Raw genomic sequence first — 21,653 nt, forward strand, 5'->3', positions numbered from 1 at the left:
TGCGTTGGAGGGCTTACGCCAGTCGGTGATCCGGACCCGACGCGCCTTGAGACGCCGCGTACCCGCGACGAGCCGGGTAACGCACCGGCCACTCGTTCCGGCTCGGGCGGGTCGCCGGTGACGCCGTCGCCCACGGCCACGCGCGGGCGGCGGAGCCGGTCAGGGACCACCGCCGGCGCCGGTCCCGGGGCGCCCGCCGGCCGGATCGGCGTGAGCGATCACCCCGTGATCCTCTCGCGGCCCGACGCCGTTCACACCGGTCGGCGCCGCCGTCCGGCCGCGTACCCGCCGAGGCCGACCACGCTCAGTGTGAGGCCGAGTACCGCGAACGCCGTGGGACCGGTGGGCACGGTCGCACCCGCCACCACTCGTCCTCGTACGCCCGAGGCCGCGAAGCTGCCTTCGTGCACGTCGAGGTGGTAGCGCGAGTCGTTGGAGTTCGCACGATAGTCACCCATCACGAACAGGCGCCCGGCCGGCACCCGTACGTCGTACGAGTCGGCGTGCGGATCACCTTGTGTGTCCGCCGTGTACGGCTCATCGAGCGTCCTGCCGTTCACCGTGACCCGGCTTCCGGAGCCCGTGACGTGGTCACCGCCGATGCCGATGACGCGCCGCAACACCGGCTCGGTCATGTACCGCTCGGGCGGATCGATGAGGACGACGCCGCCCCGGTGTATGCCGTCCGAGCCGATCCGCTTCACCAGTACGCGCGCCCCGGGCGGGAATCCGGGTCGCATGGAGTCGCCCCCGACCGTCACCCTCTCGTACCGCACGAGACCGTAGGCGACCGAGCCTGCCAGCAGCACGAGGCCGACCGGTGTCAGCCCCCAGGCCACAGCCCGCCATCCCCAAGCCGCTCTCCGCCGCCTCATGAAGCTCCGCCCGTTCCCTTGATCCGCCGCACACTCCACACAGCGTGCCGGACGCGCAATCCGTCACCGCCCGCTGGAGCAAAGCGGTCACCGGCGCGAAGGACCCGGACCGGGGACGCAGGTGGCCGGCTTCGTAGCTCCGGTTCGCCCGCCTCCGGACGCGGCAGATCCCGCTTCGCCCACGCCGGCGGGCCGGCTCGCGCACGCTTGCCCCGGCCTGGTCCCGGTAACAGGATGAGCCGCATGGTCATCGTTCAAGGCGTCGAGTCGCGCGGCACCCAGCACTGTGAGACCACCGCGCTGGGTGTGCTGCTGCGGCATGAAGGGGTCGATCTGTCCGAGGCCATGCTGTTCGGGCTCGGAAGTGGGCTGTCCTTTGTCTACTGGGACAGCAAGGCCATGGGGTTTCCCTTTCTCGGCGGGCGGGTGAAGCCGTTCGAGCTCGGCCGGGGGCTGGCATCCCGCCTGGGAGCCGAACTCCTGGTCTCGGAGACCGCCTCTCCGCGCACGGCATGGCGGAACGTCGCGGCGGCGCTCGACGGGGGATCGCCCGTCGGGCTGCAGCTCGACAGCTTCCATCTGGAGTACTTCCGTACGAAAGTGCACTTCGGCGGACACGTCGTGGCGATGTACGGATACGACGAGCAGAACGCCTATCTCGTGGACACCGTGGCGCAGGGCGGAGCCGTCACCACCAGCCTCACGTCACTCGCCGCGGCTCGGGCCGAGCGCGGTCCCATGACCGCCCGGCACCGGTCCTTCAGGCTCGCGCTCCACGGCAGCGCGCCCGCGCCGCTCAGGGAGTGCGCCGTGTCCGCGATCGCCGCAAACGCCGACGCCTTCCTCAACCCGCCCATCGCGAACCTGGGTCACCGGGGCATCGCGAAGGCCGCCCAGCACGTGCCCAAGTGGCTGGAACGCGACGGCGATCCACGCGAAGGCGTGGTAAGGACCGCCGAGCTGATGGAGCGTGGCGGTACCGGCGGGGCGCTGTTCCGCAATCTGTACCGGGACTTCCTCGCCGAGTGCGGAGAGGTCATCGACAGCCCCCGCCTGCGCACCGGCCGCTCCCTCTACGCCGAGGCCGCCGCGTTGTGGACGCAGGTGGCCGCGCTCCTCGCGGAGGCCGGGCGGGCCGGCGACGCGGCGCGGCTCGTGGAGGCAGGGACGGTCCTCCGCGAGGTCGCGCGCGTCGAGCGCGAGGCGATGAGGGCACTCGGCGCACTCGGCTAGGTGAGCTTGAAGAAGAGGGTGTCCTGGGTGTACCAGTCGATGTTCTTCGTTGCGTACTCCCACTCGTCGTGCTCCTGCTCGAGCTTCTCGATCAGCTCTTGCACGTCGTACCGGAAGTCAGCGGGTATCCCGTCCAGAACGGCGCGATAGGCCTCGGCGGCGGGCTTGGCCTTGGCGAGCGGCAGATGGCCAATGGCGGGGTAGCCGTCGATCGAGTGCGGAATGAAAGGGAAGCCGCCGGGCAGCCCGCCGTAGAGGAAGCCGTGGGGCAACAGGTCGGCGGGAACGCCGACGCGTCGCAGCTGGTCGTCGACCAGGCCGAAGAAGGTCGAGGGTTTCGCGTACGTGCCCAGGTGTATTGAGTCGGACCCGTTGTGGTCGATGATGTGCTGCAACGCGCTGGTGTAGGCGTTGCCGGCGTACTCGGCGTCCGAGTCGATGCGTCCGGCGATGAGGTGGCCGAGGGCGTCGACGAGGGGCAGGCCCCAGTCGACACCTTGGTCATCGAGGTCGTCCTGATGCATCTGCGCGGACTTGCGCATCGCGTCGAGGCGGCGCCGCTGCTCGGCGTTCAGATCGTCCTCGGCACCCAGAAAGGACAGGACGTCGGCCTTGTCGGCAGTGGAGTACGCGATGTTGTGACTCATGACCGCCATCATGCCAACCGGCACTGACAATCCCTGACGCGCGGGTCCGGGCCGGCCCAAGGCTGCCTGGCGGGCCGGGCCTTCCGCAAAGACGGGAGGCCCGGCCCGCGGTCGCGGGAACGGGTGGTCAGCTGGTCCAGAGGACCGGGCTGTCGCTGTACGCGTCGCCCTCCTCGAACGAGGCGGCCGCGATGGGACCGGTCTTCGTGGCGCTGAGCGAACAGGTCTCGTACGAGGCGCCCTTGGTGGTGAAGTCGCGGGGGGCCGTCTCGCTGTCGCACTTGCCCGGGAGGTCACCGATCAGGATGACGCCCGTGGGGGCGCCGCCTTCCAGCTGGCCGCGCAGCCTCAGCGACGAGTAGGAGAGGTCGGTACCGCCGACGTTCTCCACCTTCATGCGGATGTAATAGGGCGTCATGCCCTTCGCCTTCTCACCGAAGGGGGCCATGTCGGCCTCGGTGCCCTTCTCGATCGCCGTGACCGTCACGGCGACGGTGCCCTTCTTGGAAGTCCCGTACGTGAACGGCAGGACCGCCCGGTCACCGACCTTGAACTTCGTGCCCGGTGCGGCGACGTCACCACTGGGCGCGGCGCCGGGGTCGTCGCTCGGTTCCGCCGACGGGCTCTCGCTGCTCGGGGCGGGCGAGGCCGGGGCGGAGGCCGAGGGCGATTCCTGCCCCGTTGCCTCGTCCTCGCCGTCGTTGCAGGCGGTGAGCCCGAGTCCCAGGGTGGTGAGGGCAACTGCGAAGAAGATGCGTCCCTTGCGTATCATTTTGACCTAACTCGCGGTAGGGGCTGCGCTGTACGACAGCCGGAACATTCGACAACTGGGCCGTGCGTCAACGGGGCGCGCCGCGACGCCCCACTCACACTGAGCCAGGAATGACACAGGCTCGTCCCAGGGACGGCACAGCCGCGCGACGTTCACCGTCACCGGATGTGCGCATGGCGGTGGTGTGGCTGTCGTGCAGGCACCCGCGACGACGCCGCCCACCCGGTCGGAGGCGGCTTGTACGCTGCACTCATTCGACGGGCATGAGTCCGGGCGCGAGTACGGGGCAGGCGTCCGGGGGCGGGAACGCGGGGTCTTCCATGAGTGACGCACATCCGATACCGAGCCGCGGACCGGGCTTCTCCGTCGGTGCGCGCATCGTCGCGGTCCTCGCCCTCCTCGCGATCGGGGCCGTCGGCGCCTTCCTCCAACGCGACGCCCACCACCGGAACGCGGAGCCGCGTACGGAGTTCACCGCGACCAACCCGCCCACTGGTCTCCCCGCCGCGCTCACCACCGGTCAGCACCTCCACTGGTCCCGCTGCACCTCGCCGCCCAGCGCGCGCAAGGGCTACGACTGCGCCGTCATGAAGGCCCCCCTCGACTACCGGAAACCGGACGGCCGGACGATCGACGTCGCGCTGATACGTCTCAAGGCCACCGGGCCGAACGACCGGCGCATCGGTTCCCTCGTCCTCAACTTCGGAGGACCCGGCGCGTCCGGCGTGAGCGGGCTGCCCGACTTCCGCAACCAGTACGCGCCGCTGCTCGACCGCTACGACCTGGTCTCCTTCGACCCGCGCGGCGTGGGCACGACCATCCCCGTGCGCTGCGGGAAGAGCGCGGACGACACCGGATACGAGGGGGCCGACGCCTGCGCCGAGCACTCCGGGGCGATCCTCCCGTACATCGGCACCGCGCACACCGCGCGCGATCTCGACCTGATGCGCTACCTCCTCGGTGACGAACGGCTGCACTACTTCGGTGTCTCGTACGGCACGGAGCTCGGCGCGGTGTACGCCCACCAGTACCCGTCGCACGTCGGACGGCTCGTCCTCGAAGCGTCGGTCGATCCGACCGAGGACCACGACGAGGAGCAGGTGTCGCAGGTCAAGGCGGTCCAGGCGGCTTTCGACCGGTTCGCCGTGCACTGCGCGGCCCGTATCCGCGACTGCCCGACCGGCGACGGGTCCGAGGAGGCCGCCCGCCGCATGGCGCGCCTGGCCGACCGCCTGGAGAAGAAGCCCGCACCGGCCGGCGGCGGAAGGACCCTCGACGCCGACGACCTCGCGTACGCCGTCAGCGACCATCTCGACCTCGGCACGGCCGGCTGGCCGCTCCTCGCCAAGGCCCTCACCGCGCTGATCGACCACAACGACGGCCGGCCGCTGGCCAAGGGCGCGGACGACATCGGCTCCGCCGACCGGGCGAGGGCCCCGCACGACAACAGCCGCGCCGCCCGGACCGCGATCACCTGTGCGGACTCCAGCCTGCGCCCCGGCTACGAACGCCTCGACAGGGACTCGGCGCGCGTCGAAGCCGCCTCGCCCGTCTTCGGCGCGGCCTGGTCCAGCGGTGTCTACCTCTGCTACGACTGGCCGTTCGACGGCGAGCGGGTCACCCCGAAGGTGAACGCCGACGGCGCGGCCCCCGTCCTGGTGATCGGCGGCACCGGCGACCCGACGACCCCGTACGCCGGGGCCCGTCGCATGGCCCGCGCTCTGGGCGACGGGGTGGGCGTGCTCCTGACGGCCGAGGAGGAGGGCCACGGGACGTACCCGCAGAACCGCTGCGTCACGGAGGCGGTCAACCGATACCTGCGCACGGGGCGCACACCGGCCCCGGGGACGGTGTGCCGGGGCGACATGTCGTAGGGCGTGTCCACCCGGGGCCCTGCGGGAGTGTGCCTGCCTGCGGCACGGTCGGTCGGTCCGCGGCCGCCGCTGCAGCCGGCGGGGCAGGCCCTGACTGATGCGGGTGCGGCATCAGCACGAAGGACTGCAGACGGCGTACGCGGCCGGCCGCCGTCCCCCTAGCCGTGCCCCGGCTCGCGTGCCCATCCGTCACCGTCGGACATCGGCCCGGCACCGTAGGCGCGCTCGACCAACGCGCCCAGCACTTCGGGGACTGCCCGTTCTCCGTCCTGTGCACGAGAGAGCGTACGTGCGTACACCCCGCTCGCGGGGCCCGGACCTCGGGTCGTCCGCAATCCCCCGCAGGGGTGACCCGACCTGATCGAACGAGTTTCAGCGGCAAGACCCCAGAGGGGCCACGGCCAGACCCCTTCATTCGAACTTGGGTTCAAGGAATGCCCTCCGATCGGGCCGTTACGGGACCGGCTCAACCGCGTTTTTAGAGCATCAGTGCCACATCGACGCCCAGACGGAGGAACGCCATGCACCCCACCCCCTTCCCCTCGCAGCAGCCTCCCGGAATCGAACGACGGCCCTCCGTGAGCACCGGCGGCGTCGACGGCACCCGTGCCTCAGAACGTCCGTACGCGGGGTGGGCGGCATGAGTGAGTCCGCCGATGCACCGGCGACCGACAGCGTTCCGGGCCCGCGCGCCACCCCCTCGGCCCCCGCGCCGTCCGGGCCCGCGCCCGAGACGCAGATGCGCTACGTCGACCTCACCGGCAGCCGCGAGGCGGCCGGCCGGTCGATCCGGATGCGCGACATGGCCCGCCGTCTGCCGCAGCTGGTGCGCCGCTCGCTGGCCCTGGCGTGGCGGGTCGACCGGCGGGCGACCGTCGGCCTCCTGCTGTGCCAGCTGGTCACCGGGGTGATGCAGGCCCTGGGCCTCGTCGCCATCGCCGGGACCCTGACGGCCCTGCTGCGCGACGGGGACGTCTACCACCGCCTCCAGGAGGCATGGCCGTCCGTCGCCCTGCTCGCCGGGGCCGCCGGGGTGCGCGCGCTCCTCGGCATCACCGTCAACTGGCTCTCCGCGCGGCTGGGTCCGCTGATGTCCCGCGAGGCCGAGCAGATGCTGCTCACCGGATGCGCCGAGGTCGAGTTGTGCGCGTACGACGACCCCGACTTCAACCGCGACCGCGAGGCCGCCGACCGCGGCGCCCAGGTCACCGGCGACCTCATCAACGAGGGGCAGGACCTGATCGCCTCGGCCGCCGCCTTCCTCGCCGGGGCCGTCGTGCTCGCCGGTGTGCACTGGGTGCTGCTCCCCCTCCTCGTCGCCGCCAGCCTGCCGCAGGCAGTGGCCCAGGTCAGCGCCGCACGCGTGCGCTACCTGGCCAACCTCCGCAGCAACGGCGACAACCGGATGCTGTCCGTGCTGCGCTGGCACATCTACACCAAGGACGCCGCCGACCAGATCCGCGCCGGCACCATGGCCGGCTTCCTGTCCGGCCGCTACCGGGACACGGTCGCCCGCATCAACCGCGAGGACCGGGCCGCGGCCGACCAGGGCGCGCGGATGTCCCTCGCGGGCGCGGTGTACGGAGGTCTGGGGTCGGCGGTGGTGTGGGCGGCGGTCGTGTGGCTGCTCGCGACCGGCCGGATCAGCGTCGGCCATGCCGGCACGGCCGTCTTCGCCCTGCAGACCGTCGGTATGTCGGTCCGCGGCCTGGTGGCCGTCGGCGCACGGGCCGTACGGACGGGGCTGTACATGGACGACTGGACCGGCTTCCTCGACAAGGCGGGCGGCTTCCGCATGCGCCGGGGCACGCACCACCCCGCGCCGCCGGAGACGATCGAGGTCGCCTCGGTCACCCACCGCTACGCGGGCAAGGACCACGACGCCCTGTCCGAGGTGTCCCTCACCCTGCGCCGGGGCGAGGTCACCGCGCTGGTGGGCTTCAACGGCTCGGGCAAGTCGACGCTGTCGAAACTGGTCAGCGGCCTCTACCTGCCCACCGACGGGCAGGTGCTGTGGGACGGCGTCCCCACCGGCGAGGCCGACCCGCAGGCGCTGTGGCGGCACGTCGCCCTCGTACCGCAGGATTACGCGCACTGGCCGCTGACCGTGCGCGAGAACGTGACCCAGGGACAGCCCACCGCCCGCGGCGACGCGGCGGTCCGTGAGGCGTGCGAGGCGGCCGACGCCGACGAGGTGGTCGACACACTCGGCGCGGGCCTGGACACCCTGCTGGCCCGCGAGTGGCTCAACGGCGAGGAACTCAGCGGCGGCCAGTGGCAGCGCATCGCCCTGGCCAGGGCGTTCTTCCGCCGGGCCGGGCTGCTGGTCCTGGACGAGCCGACGGCCAACCTGGACCCGCGTGCCGAGTTCCGCGTCTTCCAGCGGCTGAGGTCCCTGGCCCGGGACCGGGCGGTACTGCTGGTGACCCATCGCATCGCGAACGTGGCCGTCGCCGACCGCATCGTCGTGCTCGACGCGGGCCGCATCGTCCAAGAGGGTACCTACGCGGAGCTCTCCGAACGGCCCGGTCTGTTCCGTGAGTTGCTGTCCTACCAGATCACGTCCGAGCCGGACGACGACAAGCACAAGGCCCCCGCGTGAGCCGCCCCGGCCCCCGTACCCCTTCCGCCGTCCCGAGGGAATGACATGCCGCTCACCCGCTCCGCCATCCGCACCACCGCCGAGGCATACCTGGCGCGCCACCCGCACGAACGGGAAGCCCTCGCCGGGCTCATGTCCCTCCTGGACGGAGTCGACGACCCGGCCGACCGGGGGACGCTCCCTGCCCACGTCACATGCAGCGCTGTCGTCATCGACCGCCGGTGCCGGGTGCTGCACATCCGGCACCGCGCCTCCGGCGGGCTCCTGCTCACCCCGGGCGGCCACGCCGAACCCGGCGACCGCAGCCTGCTCGTCGCCGCGTTGCGCGAGCTCTCGGAGGAGACCGGGATCCCTCCGGGCGCCGTGTGCCTGACCCGGCAGTTGCTCGGCTCCCCCATCGACATCGACGTACATGACATCGACGCCCGCCCTTCGAAGGGTGAGCCGGCGCACCGGCACTACGACTTCCGTTACGTGTTCCACCTCGCCGACGAGGAGCCACCGGCGATCACCCTCCAGGACGAGGAGGTGTCCGGCGCGCAGTGGCTTCCCCTGACGGAGGTCAGGTCATCGACCCTGCGCGGGAAACTCCTTCACGCGCGACTGGACGGGCGCCCCGAGCCCTTGAGCGCCTCGGCGATCATCCACGACGGCCACGGTCGGTACCTGCTGCACCTGCGGGACGCGAACAAGCCGTGGATCTGGGAGCCGGGGTGCTGGTCGCTGCTCGGCGGTGGCCGGGAGCCGCAGGATCGCACGTTGCTCGACACGGTCCGCCGGGAGCTGCGCGAGGAGGCCGACCTGACGGCTTCCGCCCTGGTGCCGTACGCGGTCGAGTGCGTCACCGGCACGGACGGGACCCGGGTGCCGGTCCAGGTGTTCACCGGCCGCTGGAACGGCGACCCGGCCCGTCTGCCGCTCACCGAGGGGGTGATGGTCGCCTGGATGCGGCCCGAGAAGTTCCCGTACCTGACGATGCTGCCTTCGACCCGGGCACTCCTGGAGCGGCACGCCACCGAGCACCGGGCACCCGCCGAGGCGGCCCCGGCGTCGGGGACGGTCCTGAACGTGGTCGGCGTCCACCTCTACCTGGAGCGGGACGACCAGGTCCTGCTGGGGTTGCGGCACCCCGACTCGGCGTACGCGGGCGGCTCCTGGCACCTACTCGCCGGCCACTGCGAGGCGGAGGCGGCGACGGCCTGCCTGGTCAGGGAGGCGTACGAGGAGGCCGGGCTGGTGGTCGACCCGGCGGATGTCGAACTCGTCCACACCGTGCACATGGTCGACCGACCGGGAGACAGACCCCGGATCGGCCTGTTCTTCCGCGCACGGCGCTGGGAGGGCACGCCCGAGTTGCGGGAGCCGGACACGTGCGTGTCCTGGCAGTGGTGGAACGCCAAGGACCTGCCCGAGCCACTGGTCCCCTACACACGCGCCGCGATCGAGGGCATCCGCGCCGGACGGGTTTACACGGAGCTGGGCTGGGCGCGTTGACCAGCACCGACGCCCACATGGAACGCGACCGGCAGCGCATTTCGGCGAGGGGCGGGGTTTCCGGCAGGTGGGTGAGCGCGAACGGGAGCTGCTGGCCGAGCACACCCCGGCCCCGGGCGGCGGCGGTCGGGGACACTTCCCCCGTACGTACGGCTCCGGCCCAGATCGCGCCCCGGGCCGGAGCCCCAAGCACGGCCCGAACGGAGAGAGATGACAACGACATCCGCACCTGACGAACTTCCCGGTGTGACGAGCGAGGAGGCGTACGGCACGCTGCGCGCCTCGGCCGCGCTGTGGGCCGGCACCGGCGTGCTGATCACCAACCAGCGCGGGCAGGTCCTGATCCAGCGGGTCAGCTACCGGCCCACCCGCTTGCTGCCCGGCGGAGCCGTCGACAAGGGCGAGTCACCGGCCCGGGGCGCCGCCCGCGAGCTGGAGGAGGAGCTCGGCATGGCGGCGACCGTGACCCGTGGGCTGGCCGTCGACTGGGTCTCCCCCGCCGGCCGGACGGCGGACCCGGCCATGCGGTTCCCGGGCGAGCTGCTGCACGTCTTCGACGGGGGCGTCTGGGACGACGAACGGATCGCGGCGATCCGGCCCGCCCCGGGTGAGATCGACGGCATCGAGTTCGCCGAACCCGCCGACCTTCCCTCGCTGATGTCTCCCGGGGATGCCCGCCGCGCCCTGTCCGCGCTCCGCGCCCGCATCAACGGCGCCGGCCCCGTGCTCCTGGAGGACGGACTCCCGATCGCCCCCACCGTCCTCGACCGGGTCGGTGTCCTGCGCACCGCCCGGGCCCGTCACCACCTGCCCTTCCACCCCGGGCCCGTGCCCGCCGGCCTCGCGGTCCGCCAGTCCTGGGTCTGGGCCTTCGCCCCGGACGGACGCGTCCTCGTACTCCTCGAACCGGACACCGGCGCGTCCTGTCTGCCCGGCGGCACGACGGAACCGGAGGACGGCGGCGATCCGCTGGCGACTGCCGTCCGGGAATGCCGCGAGGAGGCTGCCGCGGAGCTCGGTGACACCCGCTACCTCGGGTATCTGTCCGACCCGTCCGGCGCCCGCGCGAGGGTCCGTTACGCCGCCGCGCTCGCGAGCCTGGGCGAGGCCGCCGTCGATCCGGCCACCGGTCAGACGTACGTACGCGTTCTGGCCACCCCGGAGCAGGCCCTGGAGTTCTTCGACTGGGGGCCGTCCGAGTCGGCCGAGCAGCTTGCGGCCGTCCACCGGGGCCGCGCCCTGCTCGGCATCCGCGAGGCCGTTCACCCCCAGCCCGTCACCGAAATCGTGCGCCCCACCGCCTGGTAGCGCTTCGCCCGTACCGAATCGAGGATCCGATGACCCCCGCTCCCGTGCCGCCTTCCGGACCGGCCCGGACCGGGCACTGCCAGTGCCGCCGCGTCACGTACCGGGTGCTGGGCGACCCGATCGACCCGCACTTGTGCTCATGCCCGCACGAGACGCGCATCTCCGGCGCGCCCGCGGTCCTGTGGGTCGGCTTCGACAGGGCCGGACTGACGTGGACCGGTCCGGGTGGCGAGCCGACGTGGTACGCGACCTGGCCCACGCTCCGCCGCGGCTTCTGCCCGCGGTGCGGGACACATCTCGTCTCCGTCGCCGACGACTCCGACACGATCATGGTCACCGGTTTCAGCCTCACCGACCGCAGCGGCACCGATCCCGTCGGACACTCGTACCGGCAGGAGGCCGTTCCCTGGATGACCATCGCCCTCGCCTGATACCGCGCTGGGTACGAACGGACGCCCGCGGGGACCCGCACGGTGAGGTCCGTACGGCGTTCCGAGTACCGTTCCCGCCGATTCGCCGGCCGGCACTCCCCCGCCCCCGCCCCCGGAAGCCGGGGGCGGGGGAAGGTGCGAGGCTCAGCAGGGGCGGATGTGGAAGACCGGGGTCCAGGAGGCGGTGCCGGTGCCCTTGGCGACGTGGGACCAGCGTTCGCTGCCATCGCTGTTGTAGAAGCGGGCACGGGTGCCCGAGGTCTGGTTGTTGTTGAAGGTGCCGTCGCCGACGCCGTTGAAGTCGTAGTAGCCGCAGCGGTAGTAGTCGTAGTTGACGCCGCGCCCGTCCGTGATGCACAGGTGCCCGTTGGCGCAGGCCAGGGCCGTGCCGGGTGAGGCCAGGCTGCGGGTTTCGGTCTGTCCGGGGGTGGGGAGGGTGACGGTCCCGCCGGGGATGGCGAGGGTGTTCGCGGAGGTCTGGCGGGCCTGGGGCTCCTGGGCACGTACCGCGTCGACCTGTCGCTGGAGCTCCCCGGCCTGCTCGTCGGTGAGGCCGGCCGCCCGCGCCTGCGCGGCGTAGCTCTGCTGACTGCTCGGGGCGGCGGGGGTCATGGCGTGAGCGGACAGGGCGGGACCGGCGATCAGGGCCGCGGCGGCGGCCATCAGTCCGGCGGAACGGCGGAACGAGACACGCTTCAAGGTCTTCTCCTCGGGTTGGCCGTGCGCCTCTTTGAGGTGCACGGCCAGCCTTTCCAACTGGGCGCCGCTTCAAGGGACATAGGGGCGATGTTCACCGTTAAGTGGTGCAGATGCCTTTTTTCGCACGCGCAAGAATCCACCGAGCGTCTGTGGCATTCCCGGCCGACGGCCTACGCGAGCACCCATCGGGGCGCGTGACCGGGCTCTTCCGAACAGACGAAGACATGCAGATCACGGTCCCGGCCGAAGCGGAGCCGCGTGGGTTGCGTGACTGAGACGCCGCCCCGGATCGACGCCTTGCCCTTCAGCAGCGGGTCCCGGTCCTCCAGCGGGGGCCAGCTGTGCGAGCCGCCGTCCATTTCGCAGCCATCAGCCGTCAGCAGCAGCTCCATAGGCGTGTCGCAGGACGCGCAATCGATGACCATCGGGCCCGTCGACGCCCAACTGGGGTAGCCGCCGACACGCCAGCCGGGAGGAATCGACAGGTCGTACTGGTAGTTCGGGGCGTCGGGTCCGTGTTCTGCTTCCTGCGCGTCGTCCCATGCGTCGATGCGTGCGATCAGGGACTCGGGCAGCGTGTCGTTCTCCGCCCAGGGGTACGTGTCCACTCCCTCCGGGTGCAGGACGCATGGTGCGGGGAGTTCATGCTCCCACCGCAGCAGGGGCACCCGGGGCGGCGCGGTGAGGAAGTGCTCCGCCTGCCCGGACCGTGCGGCCTGTCTCCAACGCAGGTGGTAGCGGCGCTCCAGGAGCGGGCCGTGGGTGAACGGGCAGCGGAAGAGCTGCACCAGGTCCGCGCCGTCGGGCCCGCAGGCGAGGCCCGGGATGTCGCGGCGGAAGAACTGGGCCAGCCCCATGAAGGGCCCCGGCCCGTCCTCCCCGGCAGATTCCGCGCGGGGCCACGGCCGGCTCGGCGGCCACGCCCCTGCGGCCCGGGCGCCGCGAATCTCCTCCGGTGCGTACCCCTCGGTGTCACGCCGGTGCGGCTCATGGCAGAGCGGCCACGGTTCGTCCGCCGGCCACAGCATCGGCCCGCCGATATGGCTGTCGCGCATACCGGGCCGGCCCGGCCTGGGGTGCAACCGTGTCGTCCGGGACCGGTAGGGGGCCAGCTCCGGGAACACGGCCTCCACGGACACCGGTCTGGCCGGCGTGGTCCTCGTCATGTCCGGTCCACTCCGCGCAGGAATGCGCGGGCGCCCCGGAGCCGGGTGTTCAGCTTCCGCTGCGTGGCACGGCAGTCCAGTCGTACGTCGATCCCGCCGGGCGGTCCCGTGTCGCAGCGGCGCGCGGACGGCAGCCGTGCGGGGTCGAGGCCGTCGCGGCGGGCGATGAGCTCGCCCAGCTGGTAGCGGCTGAGGGCGTCCGGACCGGCGAGGTGGAAGACCCCGGCGGCGTCGGAGCGGGTGATCTCCCACAGGGCGGCGGCCAGATCGGCCACGTGTACGGGACACCGGATGTCGTCGGTGAACAGGGCGCCCTCGCGGCTTCCGTCGGCCAGGGCGTGCACCAACTGCTCGTGTGCGGAGAGGCCGTTGCCGATGATCAGCGAGGTACGGGCGACAACCCCGTCGGGGCTGACGATACGTACGGCCGTCTCGGCGGCGGCCTTCGCGGCCCCGTACGGGGTGAGCGGGTCCGGAAGACATGACTCGTCGTACCGGTCGCGGCCCGCGCCGGAGAAGACCGCGTCGCTGGAGACGTGCACCAGGCGTATGCCACGCTCGGCCGCGGCCACCGCGATCCGGACGCCGCCTTCGGCGGTGACCGCCCAGTCCGCCCCACCGCTCGTCGCGTTGATCACCGCGGCCGGGGCCACCGTGTCGAGGAGCTCTTCCAGGCGGCGCGGGGCCCGTAGATCCAGGTGGTGCCAGGCCGCCCGGCCCGGGTCGCCGGGGCGGGAATGGTACGTGGCGGCCGGGGGCCCGTCCGAGGATGCCGCCCGGTGTACCAGCTCGGTACCCAGCAGGCCGCTGCCGCCGATGATCAGCACAGTCATGCGCCTCACGCTACGGGCCCCTCGCGCACAGCCGTCCACACCCCGCTCCGGCCCCGGTGTTCGGCAGCCCCGCCACGGCCGCTGCCTGCGGCCGCCCCCGCCCGGTCTCCGGGCCGTGAAACGCCGACCGCCGCGGGGCACGCGCCACGCGGTCAGCCGACGCCCACCCAGGTCGCGACAGCCAGCGTGAACGGAACGGGGCACGCCACCGCACACAGCAACAGCGCACGCCGGGGCGGAGCCATGCGACGCACCGGTGGTGCGAAGGCGAGGGCGGTCAACAGCGCGGCCCCGCCGGCCAGGCAGGCCGCGTACGTCGCCGGAATCCCACCGGCCGCCACCCCGGAAGCCGCACCCCAGACGGAGATCATCCAGACCAGGAAGGTCAGCCACGCCACCGACACGGCCGTGGCGGCGCCCAGCAGGGCGGTCGCCACGGCAACTCCGGGACGCACAGCGGCAGTCGGCGGGGCAGGCGCCCACAGGGCGGCGGGCTTGGCCTGGGTCCGAGTATTCATGGGGCGAGGGTCTCCCGTAGCCGCCGGGCCCTTCATGAGCCCTGCTACTCGGACAAACGCATGTGCATACTCAGGCCCGCCCCGCCCCGCGCACCGCGCCACCGGCTGGTTCAGCCGGTCGGCAGCGTGGGCAGGTACCGGGGCGCGCGCCGGCCGTCCAGCCGGTGCTCCACCGCCGCGCCCAGGGACAGCAGGTCGGTGTCCTGGTGGTTGCCCGCCATGAGAAGCAGTCCGACCGGCAGCTCGCCCACGAAGCCGGCCGGAACCGACAGGGAGGGATATCCGGCGACGGCGGCAGGAGTCGACGACGGGATCACGTCGTTGTCGCCCCGGCCGCAATCGGTGGTCCACGCGGGCGGGTTCGCCGGGGAGGCGATCGCGTCCAGGCCGTGCTCGGTCATGACCTCGTCGATGGAGCGGCGGGACAGATCCGCCAACTCGGCCCGCATCGCCAGGTATTCCGGATCGGTGGTGGGCGGTGCGGTGAGCGCCTGCTCGAAGAGTTCCTGTCCGGCGAAGCAGGTCCGCTCCTGCGGGTGCGCCCGGTTGAACTCGATGAGCTCGGCCAGGTCGCGCGGCCCCTTCCTGGTCGCGAGGTACGCGTCGATGTCCCGGTGGAACTCGCTGAGCAGGGCCGGGAATTCGAGCTCGGCAAGGCGTCCTTGGTACGGCAGGTCCACCTCCACGATCTCGGCGCCCGCCGCCCGCAGCCGCTCGGCGGTGCGTGTCATGAGGGCGTCGACCTCGGTGCCGAGCACCGGCAACCGCCACAGGCCGATCCGCTTGCCGCGCAGTGCGCCGGGGCGGGCCGCTGCTTCCGCGAGGCCGGGGGCGGTGTCACCGCCGCTGAGGACCGACAGGGTGAGCGCGGTGTCGATCACGTTCCGGGCCATGGGGCCGGCGGTGTCCTGTTCGGCGGAGATCGGGACGACGCCCGACTGGCTGACGACGCCGAGGCTCGGCTTGAGACCGACGACGGCGTTCATCCCGGCGGGGCAGACGATGGAGCCGTCCGTCTCGGTGCCGATCGCCACCTGTGCCAGCGACGCGGCGAGCGCGGCGGCCGATCCGGCGGACGAGCCGCAGGGGTTGCGGTCCAGGACGTACGGGTTGTGGGTCTGGCCGCCCACCGCCGACCAGCCTGATGTGGGCCTCGCCGCACGGAAGTTGGCCCACTCGGACAGATTGGCCTTGCCGAGGATCACCGCGCCGCCCGCCCGCAGCTTCGCGACCAGCTCCGCGTCGGCCGCCGGTGGCTTCCCGGCGAGCGCGAGGGACCCGGCGGTCGTCGGCATGTCACGGGTGTTGACGTTGTCCTTGAGCAGGACGGGGATGCCGTCGAGCGGGCCGCGCGTCCGGCCGAGGCGGTGCCTGATGTCACTGGCCGCCGCCTGCCCCAGGGCCGTGGGGCTGGTGCGCAGGACCGCGTTGATCCTCGGGTCGACGGCCTTGATCCGCCGCAGGTAGGCGAGGGTGAGCCGGACCGAGGACAGTGATCCGCGGGCCATGCGGGCCTGCAGTTCGGGGATGGTGACCGTGTCGAGGTCGATGCCGCCGACCAGCGTGGATTCGGCGGATCGCGCCGAGCCGCCGGGGCGGGACTGAGCGGCTGCCCGCGGACCTGGCGCCACCGCGGTCAACGGGGCCACGACCAGGATCGCGGTCAGGGCCGCCATGCTTCTCATCTTCATGGCCGACACCCCACTACACGGGGGTGATACGGCACAAGAGGCCCTCGAGCAGCCACAGGGCCGCGTACGGCAGAATCCCGACGCGCGGGCTGCCCCGCGTGGGGCCGCTGAAGGACACCTCGTACGGCGCGAGGCAGTTCCTCGTCACCGATCCGGCCGGCAACTGCCTGCGCATCGGGCAGCAGACCAGCCGGGAGCAGCACCACCGGCCCGCCCCCGAGGAGACCTTCGCCCGGGCTTCTGGTGCCGCGCGCGGACACCGCCGGGCGCCTCGGAGACGACGCGACCGCGGCGGCCACGCTCGCCCGGGCCGCCGCGCTTCCGCTCACCGCACAGGAGCGCGAGACTGCGCACGACGACCTGGAACGTCTTCGGGAGCTACGGGACTGAGCCGCGGCCCGACGCGGGGCGGATCAGGTCCGGAGCAGCTGCCGGGCGAGCAGTTCGGAGCGGGTCAGTTCCAGCAACCGGCCCATCCAGTTCCGTCCCCGGTCGTCCGGGACGTCTCTCCAGAAGGGTGAGTCGGCGAAGCCGGTGTAGCTGATCCTGGCATCCCCGGTGGAGAGGAGGACCTCGGCGAGGTCGGGGTGCTGGGTGAATTTCGCGCGAAGGAGCCCCGCCATGACCGCGAGCCGGACGTCCGGCCAGTCGCTCCGGCGGCTCACCCGCCCGCCCAGGTCCTGCGCATCCTTGCCGGAGGCCGCGCCCCGGATGCCGCTTCTGTCGGCGGCGTCGGCCGCCGCCAGGGCCCAGTACGCGTGCTGCACGGAGGCGTAGGCGTCGCCGGCGAACTCGATGGCGGCGGGAAAGTCGTTGCGGAGCACGAACAGCCCCGGCTCGTCCGGCCACCCCTGCGGATAGACGGTTTCGTGGGAGACGAGCGCCGGCCGGCCGGCTTCTACGGGGTCGTCGGCATGCTGGACGGCTCGTCGCTCCTGCTCGTCCCGGACAGCCTTGTCCGCCCGGGCGAAGTAGTCCAGGACGCCCCGGTGCATCTCCGCCGTCACCACTGGGCCGTCGCCGTCGACGGCCTCGCCGATGTCCGTGAGCAGGATGCGCAGGGGGCGGTCCTGGCGGTCCATGTCGCCGAGGACGTACACGCGGAGGTGCGCGGGAACCGCCAGGTAGGCCGCGCGGAGAAGTTCCCGGTTCGCCTCGGTCGGCTGCTGCTCGTACTGCCGGATCGCGTCCCAGCAGCGCTGCCGGGCAGTCGGCCGCTGATTGAGCGCTTCGATGCGGTCGGCGACGTCCAGGAGGAAGCCCTCCGGCGTCAGCGGTTCGCCGGAGCGGGACTGCCACTTCGACGGCGGGTCGGGGAACGGTGGGGCGTCCGGGTCGGTCACCGCCCATCGGCCCGCTGCCAGCTTCTTCGCGAGGCCGGCCAGGTCCGTACGCTCGCCGCAGGTGATCCTTCCGTCGGCGAAGACGATCAGGTCGTCGAGGTAGTACTCGCCGCCGGTCTGGTTCCGCCGCCAGATGTGGCACCAGGCCCCATCGATCCTTTCCCCGTCCACCATCCGATACGCCGGTCCCCGCCATGTCATGCGCGCACGCTATCGCCTCCGGCGCGAGCATGGAGTCGGCGCCGGGGCGCCGGGGCAGCGTTCACCGCACGGCGATGCGCTCGGCCGCAGGCCGGGCGAGTGCCCGCCGCCGCACTACTTAGCCACTTTGACATAGGTATCTCTCCATACCTATGGTCCCCTGCGTGAGTGCAAACAGCGCGTCCGCGCAGAGCGTCAGCCAGGTGGCCTCCGGCCTCGTGGCGTGCCTGCCCGCGCTGTCCCGTGCCCTGGAACGGCGCGTCGGGCAGGAATTCTCCGCCCCGAAGCCGCCGGAGGCCCAGCTCGCCCTGTTGCGGCATGTCGAGGCGCACGAGGGCGTCACGGTGCGCAAGGCCGCCGAGTCGTTGCTCATGAAGCCCAACAACGTCAGCGCGCTCGTCACGCAACTCACCGAGCAAGGGCTCCTGGAGCGACGACAGGACGCCGCCGACAAACGGGTGGCGCATCTGCATCTCACCGCGAAGGCGCGGCGGGAACTGGCCGAGGTGCACCGGCTGATGAGCGCGCACATCGCGGGCGCGCTGCGGACCATGACCGACGGCGATCTGAAGGCCCTCGGCGCGGCGCTCGGGACGTTGAACTCACTCGTCGAGCGGCTGCACTCCGACCAGTAGGCCGTCCGTACGGCCCGATTTTTCGCAGGGGTGTGCTGCTCGTGCACACCTCCTTTCTTTCGCGCTGCCGTCCCTCAGGGCGACGGCTGCGCCCGTTTCCCTGCGCGTGCGTACCGGCACGCGCCCCTCCGAAGGACTGAACCGTCTTGCCCTCCGAAGTTCTCAGCTCCCCCGCGCCCCTGGCCGGGTCCCCCGCCGAGCCCCGTCCGGGTGGCGTGCGCGCCAACCCGTGGCTGACGTTGATCGCCGTCGCCTTCGGGCTGTTCATGGTCGGTCTCGACGGCTCGGTGGTCTCCATCGCCAACCCCGAGATCGGCCGGGACCTCGGTGCCACCACCGCCGATCTGCAGTGGGTCACCAACTCCTACCTGCTGGCCCTGGCCGCCGCGCTGATTCTCGGCGGCAAGCTGGGCGACCGGTTCGGACGCCGCACCTTCTACCTGATCGGCGTCGCGGGCTTCACCGCCGCGTCCGTCGCCATCGGCCTGTCGGGCTCCATCGGAGGGGTCATCGCCTTCCGCGCGGTGCAGGGGTTCTTCGGCGCCCTGCTGATGCCCAACACACTCGGGATGCTGCGCGCCGTCTTCCCGCCCCGGAAGTTCGGCATCGCGGTCGGCATCTGGGCCATGGTCTCGTCCGTCTCCACGGCTCTCGGGCCCATCGTGGGCGGCCTGTTGGTCGAGCACGTGAACTGGGAGTCGGTCTTCTACATCAACGCCCCCATCGGCGTCGTGGCCCTCGTGTTCAGCGTCGTCGTCCTGCCGCAGACCCGTAACACCGCCGCCGCGCGCGAGAAGTTCGACCTGCCGGGCGTCGTGCTGCTGGCCATCGGCCTGCTCGCGATGGTGTTCGGTGTCGTCAAGGGCGAGACGTGGGGGTGGACGTCGGGCAGCACGCTCGGGACCATCGGGGCCGGGGTCGCGGTGCTGCTGCTCTTCGGCTGGTACGAGACGCGGGTGGCACGCCCGCTGCTTCCGATGCGTCTGTTCCGTAACCCAGCCCTGTCCATCGGGACCGTCATCACCGCGCTGAACTTCTTCATCCTGCTCGGCGTGATCTTCTTCGTCATGCTCTACCTGCAGAACGTGCGGGGCTTCACGCCGGTCCAGGCGGGTGTACGGACCCTGCCGCTCAGCCTCGCCTCGGTCGTCGCCTCTCCGCTGGGCGCCGTGCTCACCCAGCGGTTCGGCCCGCGTCTGACGATGCCGCTCGGTATGGCGTTGCAGGCCGCCGCCTGCTTCGTGATGCTCGGCTGGACCGCCACATCCCCGTACTCCGCGCTGTGGCCGCCGTTCGTCGCGCTGGGTCTGGGCGTCGGTATGGTCATGGCCTCCTCCTCGGACGCCATCGTCGGCAACGCGCCGGTCGAGGACGGCGGCGTCGCGGGCGGCCTGCAAGCCACCGCCCTGCAGATCGGCGGCGCCCTGGGGACCTCCGTACTGGTCTCGCTCATCAGCAGCCGCGTCGGCTCCACCCTCACCGGGGAACTCACCGCGGCCGGCGTCCCCGGGCCCGAGGCACAGGGCTTCGCCGCGGCCGAGGACGCGGTCTCGATGGGCGTCGCCCCGGTCGCGGCGCGCATGCCGGACCAGCTGAAGGACGCGGTGGCCGAGGGCAGCCACCAGGCGTTCATGAACGGAGTGCACACCGCCGCACTCGTCTCCGCCGTGCTGGCCGTCACCGGCATGCTCCTGGCGGTCACCGGCGTCCGGCGCGCGCCCGAGGCGGGCCGGCCGTAGGGGGTGTCCGCGAAGGTCCCGTCGTACGCCCGCAGGGCGTCGCGGGCCAGACGGGACTTGCGGACATGCCCTAGGGGGTAAGCCGCCCGGCCAAGCCCGTCAGGCCCGTCCCGGCACCGGGCATGGCGCCGCCGGGGCCGTCACCCCGTACGGACAGGCGGATGCGGTCCCGGGTCCGGGCGGCCGTGCCCGTCCCGGTATCCGCCGCCGTCTCAGTCATCCTCATCCTCGGCGCGTGAGGGGCGGCGTCACCGGTCCGGACGCGCTCGACGGGGCAGCCGGAGCCCGCGCGGCCATCATGAGGTGGGCGGTGTGCCCCCATCTGTGAGGGAGAGGCATGAAGGAGACCGACGCGGACGTGGTGCGGGCCGAGCGGGTGGCGCCGGGGGCGGAGCTCTCCGGTGCGGTGGATCTGCGGCGCGTCGGTGCTGATCCGGATCACTGGTACCCGGTGGCGCTGACCCGGGACGTGCGTGTCGGGAAGGTGGTCGCCGCCGTGTTCGCCGGTGAGCGTCTCGCCCTCTACCGGGGGAAGAGCGGGGCCGTCCACGCGCTCGAGGACCGGTGCGCGCATCGGCAGGTTCCGTTGAGCATGGGCGTCGTGGAGGGTGACGTACTCCGGTGCCGATATCACGCGTGGGCCTACCGCGGTGACGGGCGCATCTCGCAGATCCCGTATCTGACGAAGGAGGACCGCAGGCCGCCCCGGGGTGTGCGCAGCTATCCCGTGCGCGAGGCATACGGCCTCGTGTTCGTCTTTCCCGGCGATCCGGACAAGGCGCGGGCGACCGCGCTGCCGGAGTTGCCCGCCTTCGCCTCACCGCGGTACAAGACGCTGACGTACTCCCGGGCCGTGCGCTGCCACTACTCGTTCATGCACGAGAACCTGCTGGACATGAACCACCAGTTCCTGCACCAGGGTGTCGTCGGCCGGCTCCGTCCCGAGCTCATCGGTCAGCGGAGCGACGCCCGGTCGGTGGAGGCCAGATACCTGTTCACGCACGCCGGAGGCAAGCGCAACGCCGGCGCGAGCGTGCTGGCGGCCGAGGGCATCGCGGGCGGCTCCCGCGACGTGATGACCATCCGCACGGAGTACCCGTACCAGACCCTCGACCTGGTGCCGGAGGGTGCCGACCAGCCGGTGTTCAGCCTCTGGGCGGTCTACGTGCCCGTGGGCGCCGACCAGCGCGCCTGCCACGTCTATGGGCTGCTCATGATCAGAAAGCCCCGCGTGCCGGCCGTGCTCACCGTGGCCGCGCCCCTGATCAGGCGCTTCACCGAACGCATCTTCGCGCAGGACCGCATGGCGGTGCAGGCGGAACAGCGGGCGTGGGACGAGCAGGGCGAGGACCGTAACCACGAGGTGTTCTCCCTGATCCTGGACGTACGCGAAACGCTGCGGTCCAACGGGGTCCCGCTGGCCGTCTCCGCGGGCCCGCGTGGGGCGGGGTCCTGCGGTGGTGGGGCCGGGATCTGTGGGGGCGGTGACCCGGAACCCCTGCGAACGGACGCGGCGCCCGCGCACTGAGGGCCGCTCGCCTGAGTAGGCGTACTCATGTACGTCGTGCCGTGGTACGGGCACTCTGGGCCGG

The 21,653-nt window shown here is 72.1% G+C and carries 19 protein-coding genes and 1 pseudogene; 10 read left to right on the forward strand and 10 right to left on the reverse strand.

Annotated elements, in window-relative coordinates:
- Positions 1 to 251: 251 nt before the first annotated feature.
- Positions 252 to 839: a signal peptidase I gene (lepB, locus tag ABZ565_RS04890; RefSeq protein WP_361020491.1), complete on the reverse strand. Its 588-nt coding sequence runs from the start codon at positions 837 to 839 to the stop codon at positions 252 to 254.
- A 279-nt stretch (positions 840 to 1,118) separates the two neighbouring features.
- Here lepB and ABZ565_RS04895 point away from each other — a divergent pair, with 279 nt between their 5' ends.
- Positions 1,119 to 2,108, forward strand: coding sequence for a BtrH N-terminal domain-containing protein (locus ABZ565_RS04895; protein WP_361020493.1), 990 nt, complete (start codon positions 1,119 to 1,121; stop codon positions 2,106 to 2,108).
- Here ABZ565_RS04895 and ABZ565_RS04900 read toward each other — a convergent pair.
- Both ABZ565_RS04900 and ABZ565_RS04905 read right to left on the reverse strand, forming a co-directional pair.
- The gene (locus tag ABZ565_RS04900) at positions 2,105 to 2,755 is read right to left on the reverse strand and encodes a hypothetical protein (RefSeq protein WP_361020495.1); all 651 of its coding nucleotides are present in this window, start codon (positions 2,753 to 2,755) and stop codon (positions 2,105 to 2,107) included. The two genes, ABZ565_RS04895 and ABZ565_RS04900, sit on opposite strands and share 4 nt — an antisense overlap.
- A 127-nt stretch (positions 2,756 to 2,882) precedes the next feature.
- Positions 2,883 to 3,527 carry a hypothetical protein gene (locus ABZ565_RS04905; protein ID WP_361020497.1) on the reverse strand — a complete coding sequence of 215 codons (645 nt, stop codon included), beginning with the start codon at positions 3,525 to 3,527 and terminating at the stop codon, positions 2,883 to 2,885.
- 320 nt (positions 3,528 to 3,847) lie between these two features.
- On the opposite strand from ABZ565_RS04905, the gene ABZ565_RS04910 reads away from it, so the two are divergent.
- The 5 genes from ABZ565_RS04910 to ABZ565_RS04930 all read left to right on the forward strand — a co-directional run bounded on the left by ABZ565_RS04910 (position 3,848) and on the right by ABZ565_RS04930 (position 11,236).
- Positions 3,848 to 5,401: an alpha/beta hydrolase gene (locus ABZ565_RS04910; RefSeq protein WP_361020499.1), complete on the forward strand. Its 1,554-nt coding sequence runs from the start codon at positions 3,848 to 3,850 to the stop codon at positions 5,399 to 5,401.
- Positions 5,402 to 6,140: 739 nt separating this feature from the next.
- Positions 6,141 to 8,003, forward strand: coding sequence for an ABC transporter ATP-binding protein (locus ABZ565_RS04915; RefSeq protein ID WP_361020639.1), 1,863 nt, complete (start codon positions 6,141 to 6,143; stop codon positions 8,001 to 8,003).
- Between the two features lie 45 nt (positions 8,004 to 8,048).
- Positions 8,049 to 9,497, forward strand: coding sequence for an NUDIX domain-containing protein (locus ABZ565_RS04920; RefSeq protein ID WP_361020501.1), 1,449 nt, complete (start codon positions 8,049 to 8,051; stop codon positions 9,495 to 9,497).
- Positions 9,498 to 9,707: 210 nt separating this feature from the next.
- On the forward strand, positions 9,708 to 10,805 hold the full coding sequence (locus tag ABZ565_RS04925; protein WP_361020503.1) for an NUDIX hydrolase: 1,098 nt from the start codon (positions 9,708 to 9,710) through the stop codon (positions 10,803 to 10,805).
- Between the two features lie 29 nt (positions 10,806 to 10,834).
- Positions 10,835 to 11,236, forward strand: a complete 402-nt coding sequence (locus ABZ565_RS04930) for a GFA family protein (protein ID WP_361020505.1) — start codon at positions 10,835 to 10,837, stop codon at positions 11,234 to 11,236.
- Between the two features lie 144 nt (positions 11,237 to 11,380).
- On the opposite strand, the gene ABZ565_RS04935 is transcribed toward ABZ565_RS04930, so the two are convergent.
- From ABZ565_RS04935 to ABZ565_RS04955, 5 genes are all read right to left on the reverse strand, one after another.
- Positions 11,381 to 11,935, reverse strand: a complete 555-nt coding sequence (locus tag ABZ565_RS04935; RefSeq protein WP_361020507.1) for a hypothetical protein — start codon at positions 11,933 to 11,935, stop codon at positions 11,381 to 11,383.
- 170 nt (positions 11,936 to 12,105) lie between these two features.
- On the reverse strand, positions 12,106 to 13,074 hold the full coding sequence (locus tag ABZ565_RS04940) for a hypothetical protein (RefSeq protein WP_361020641.1): 969 nt from the start codon (positions 13,072 to 13,074) through the stop codon (positions 12,106 to 12,108).
- 23 nt (positions 13,075 to 13,097) lie between these two features.
- The gene (locus tag ABZ565_RS04945; RefSeq protein ID WP_361020509.1) at positions 13,098 to 13,934 is read right to left on the reverse strand and encodes a sugar nucleotide-binding protein; all 837 of its coding nucleotides are present in this window, start codon (positions 13,932 to 13,934) and stop codon (positions 13,098 to 13,100) included.
- 152 nt (positions 13,935 to 14,086) lie between these two features.
- Complete coding sequence (locus ABZ565_RS04950; RefSeq protein WP_361020511.1) at positions 14,087 to 14,452, reverse strand: hypothetical protein; 366 nt, start codon at positions 14,450 to 14,452, stop codon at positions 14,087 to 14,089.
- A gap of 110 nt (positions 14,453 to 14,562) precedes the next feature.
- Complete coding sequence (locus tag ABZ565_RS04955; protein ID WP_361020513.1) at positions 14,563 to 16,143, reverse strand: amidase family protein; 1,581 nt, start codon at positions 16,141 to 16,143, stop codon at positions 14,563 to 14,565.
- A 56-nt stretch (positions 16,144 to 16,199) separates the two neighbouring features.
- On the opposite strand from ABZ565_RS04955, the pseudogene ABZ565_RS04960 reads away from it, so the two are divergent.
- Positions 16,200 to 16,533, forward strand: a pseudogene (locus tag ABZ565_RS04960) (VOC family protein); the annotation flags it as partial.
- Positions 16,534 to 16,556: 23 nt separating this feature from the next.
- Here ABZ565_RS04960 and ABZ565_RS04965 read toward each other — a convergent pair.
- Positions 16,557 to 17,687: an NADAR family protein gene (locus ABZ565_RS04965; protein WP_361020515.1), complete on the reverse strand. Its 1,131-nt coding sequence runs from the start codon at positions 17,685 to 17,687 to the stop codon at positions 16,557 to 16,559.
- A gap of 164 nt (positions 17,688 to 17,851) precedes the next feature.
- Here ABZ565_RS04965 and ABZ565_RS04970 point away from each other — a divergent pair, with 164 nt between their 5' ends.
- Both ABZ565_RS04970 and ABZ565_RS04975 read left to right on the forward strand, forming a co-directional pair.
- Positions 17,852 to 18,322: a MarR family winged helix-turn-helix transcriptional regulator gene (locus ABZ565_RS04970; RefSeq protein ID WP_361020517.1), complete on the forward strand. Its 471-nt coding sequence runs from the start codon at positions 17,852 to 17,854 to the stop codon at positions 18,320 to 18,322.
- A gap of 146 nt (positions 18,323 to 18,468) precedes the next feature.
- A complete protein-coding gene (locus ABZ565_RS04975; protein WP_361020519.1) occupies positions 18,469 to 20,061 on the forward strand; it encodes an MFS transporter in 1,593 nt (530 codons plus the stop codon).
- A 70-nt stretch (positions 20,062 to 20,131) separates the two neighbouring features.
- Here the strand turns inward: ABZ565_RS04975 and ABZ565_RS04980 are convergent, their stop codons facing one another.
- Positions 20,132 to 20,281: a hypothetical protein gene (locus ABZ565_RS04980; protein WP_361020521.1), complete on the reverse strand. Its 150-nt coding sequence runs from the start codon at positions 20,279 to 20,281 to the stop codon at positions 20,132 to 20,134.
- Positions 20,282 to 20,398: 117 nt separating this feature from the next.
- On the opposite strand from ABZ565_RS04980, the gene ABZ565_RS04985 reads away from it, so the two are divergent.
- Complete coding sequence (locus ABZ565_RS04985) at positions 20,399 to 21,589, forward strand: aromatic ring-hydroxylating dioxygenase subunit alpha (protein ID WP_361020523.1); 1,191 nt, start codon at positions 20,399 to 20,401, stop codon at positions 21,587 to 21,589.
- Positions 21,590 to 21,653 lie beyond the last annotated feature (64 nt).

It is taken from the genome of Streptomyces sp. NPDC016469 (assembly GCF_040632905.1).
Lineage (GTDB): Bacteria > Actinomycetota > Actinomycetes > Streptomycetales > Streptomycetaceae > Streptomyces.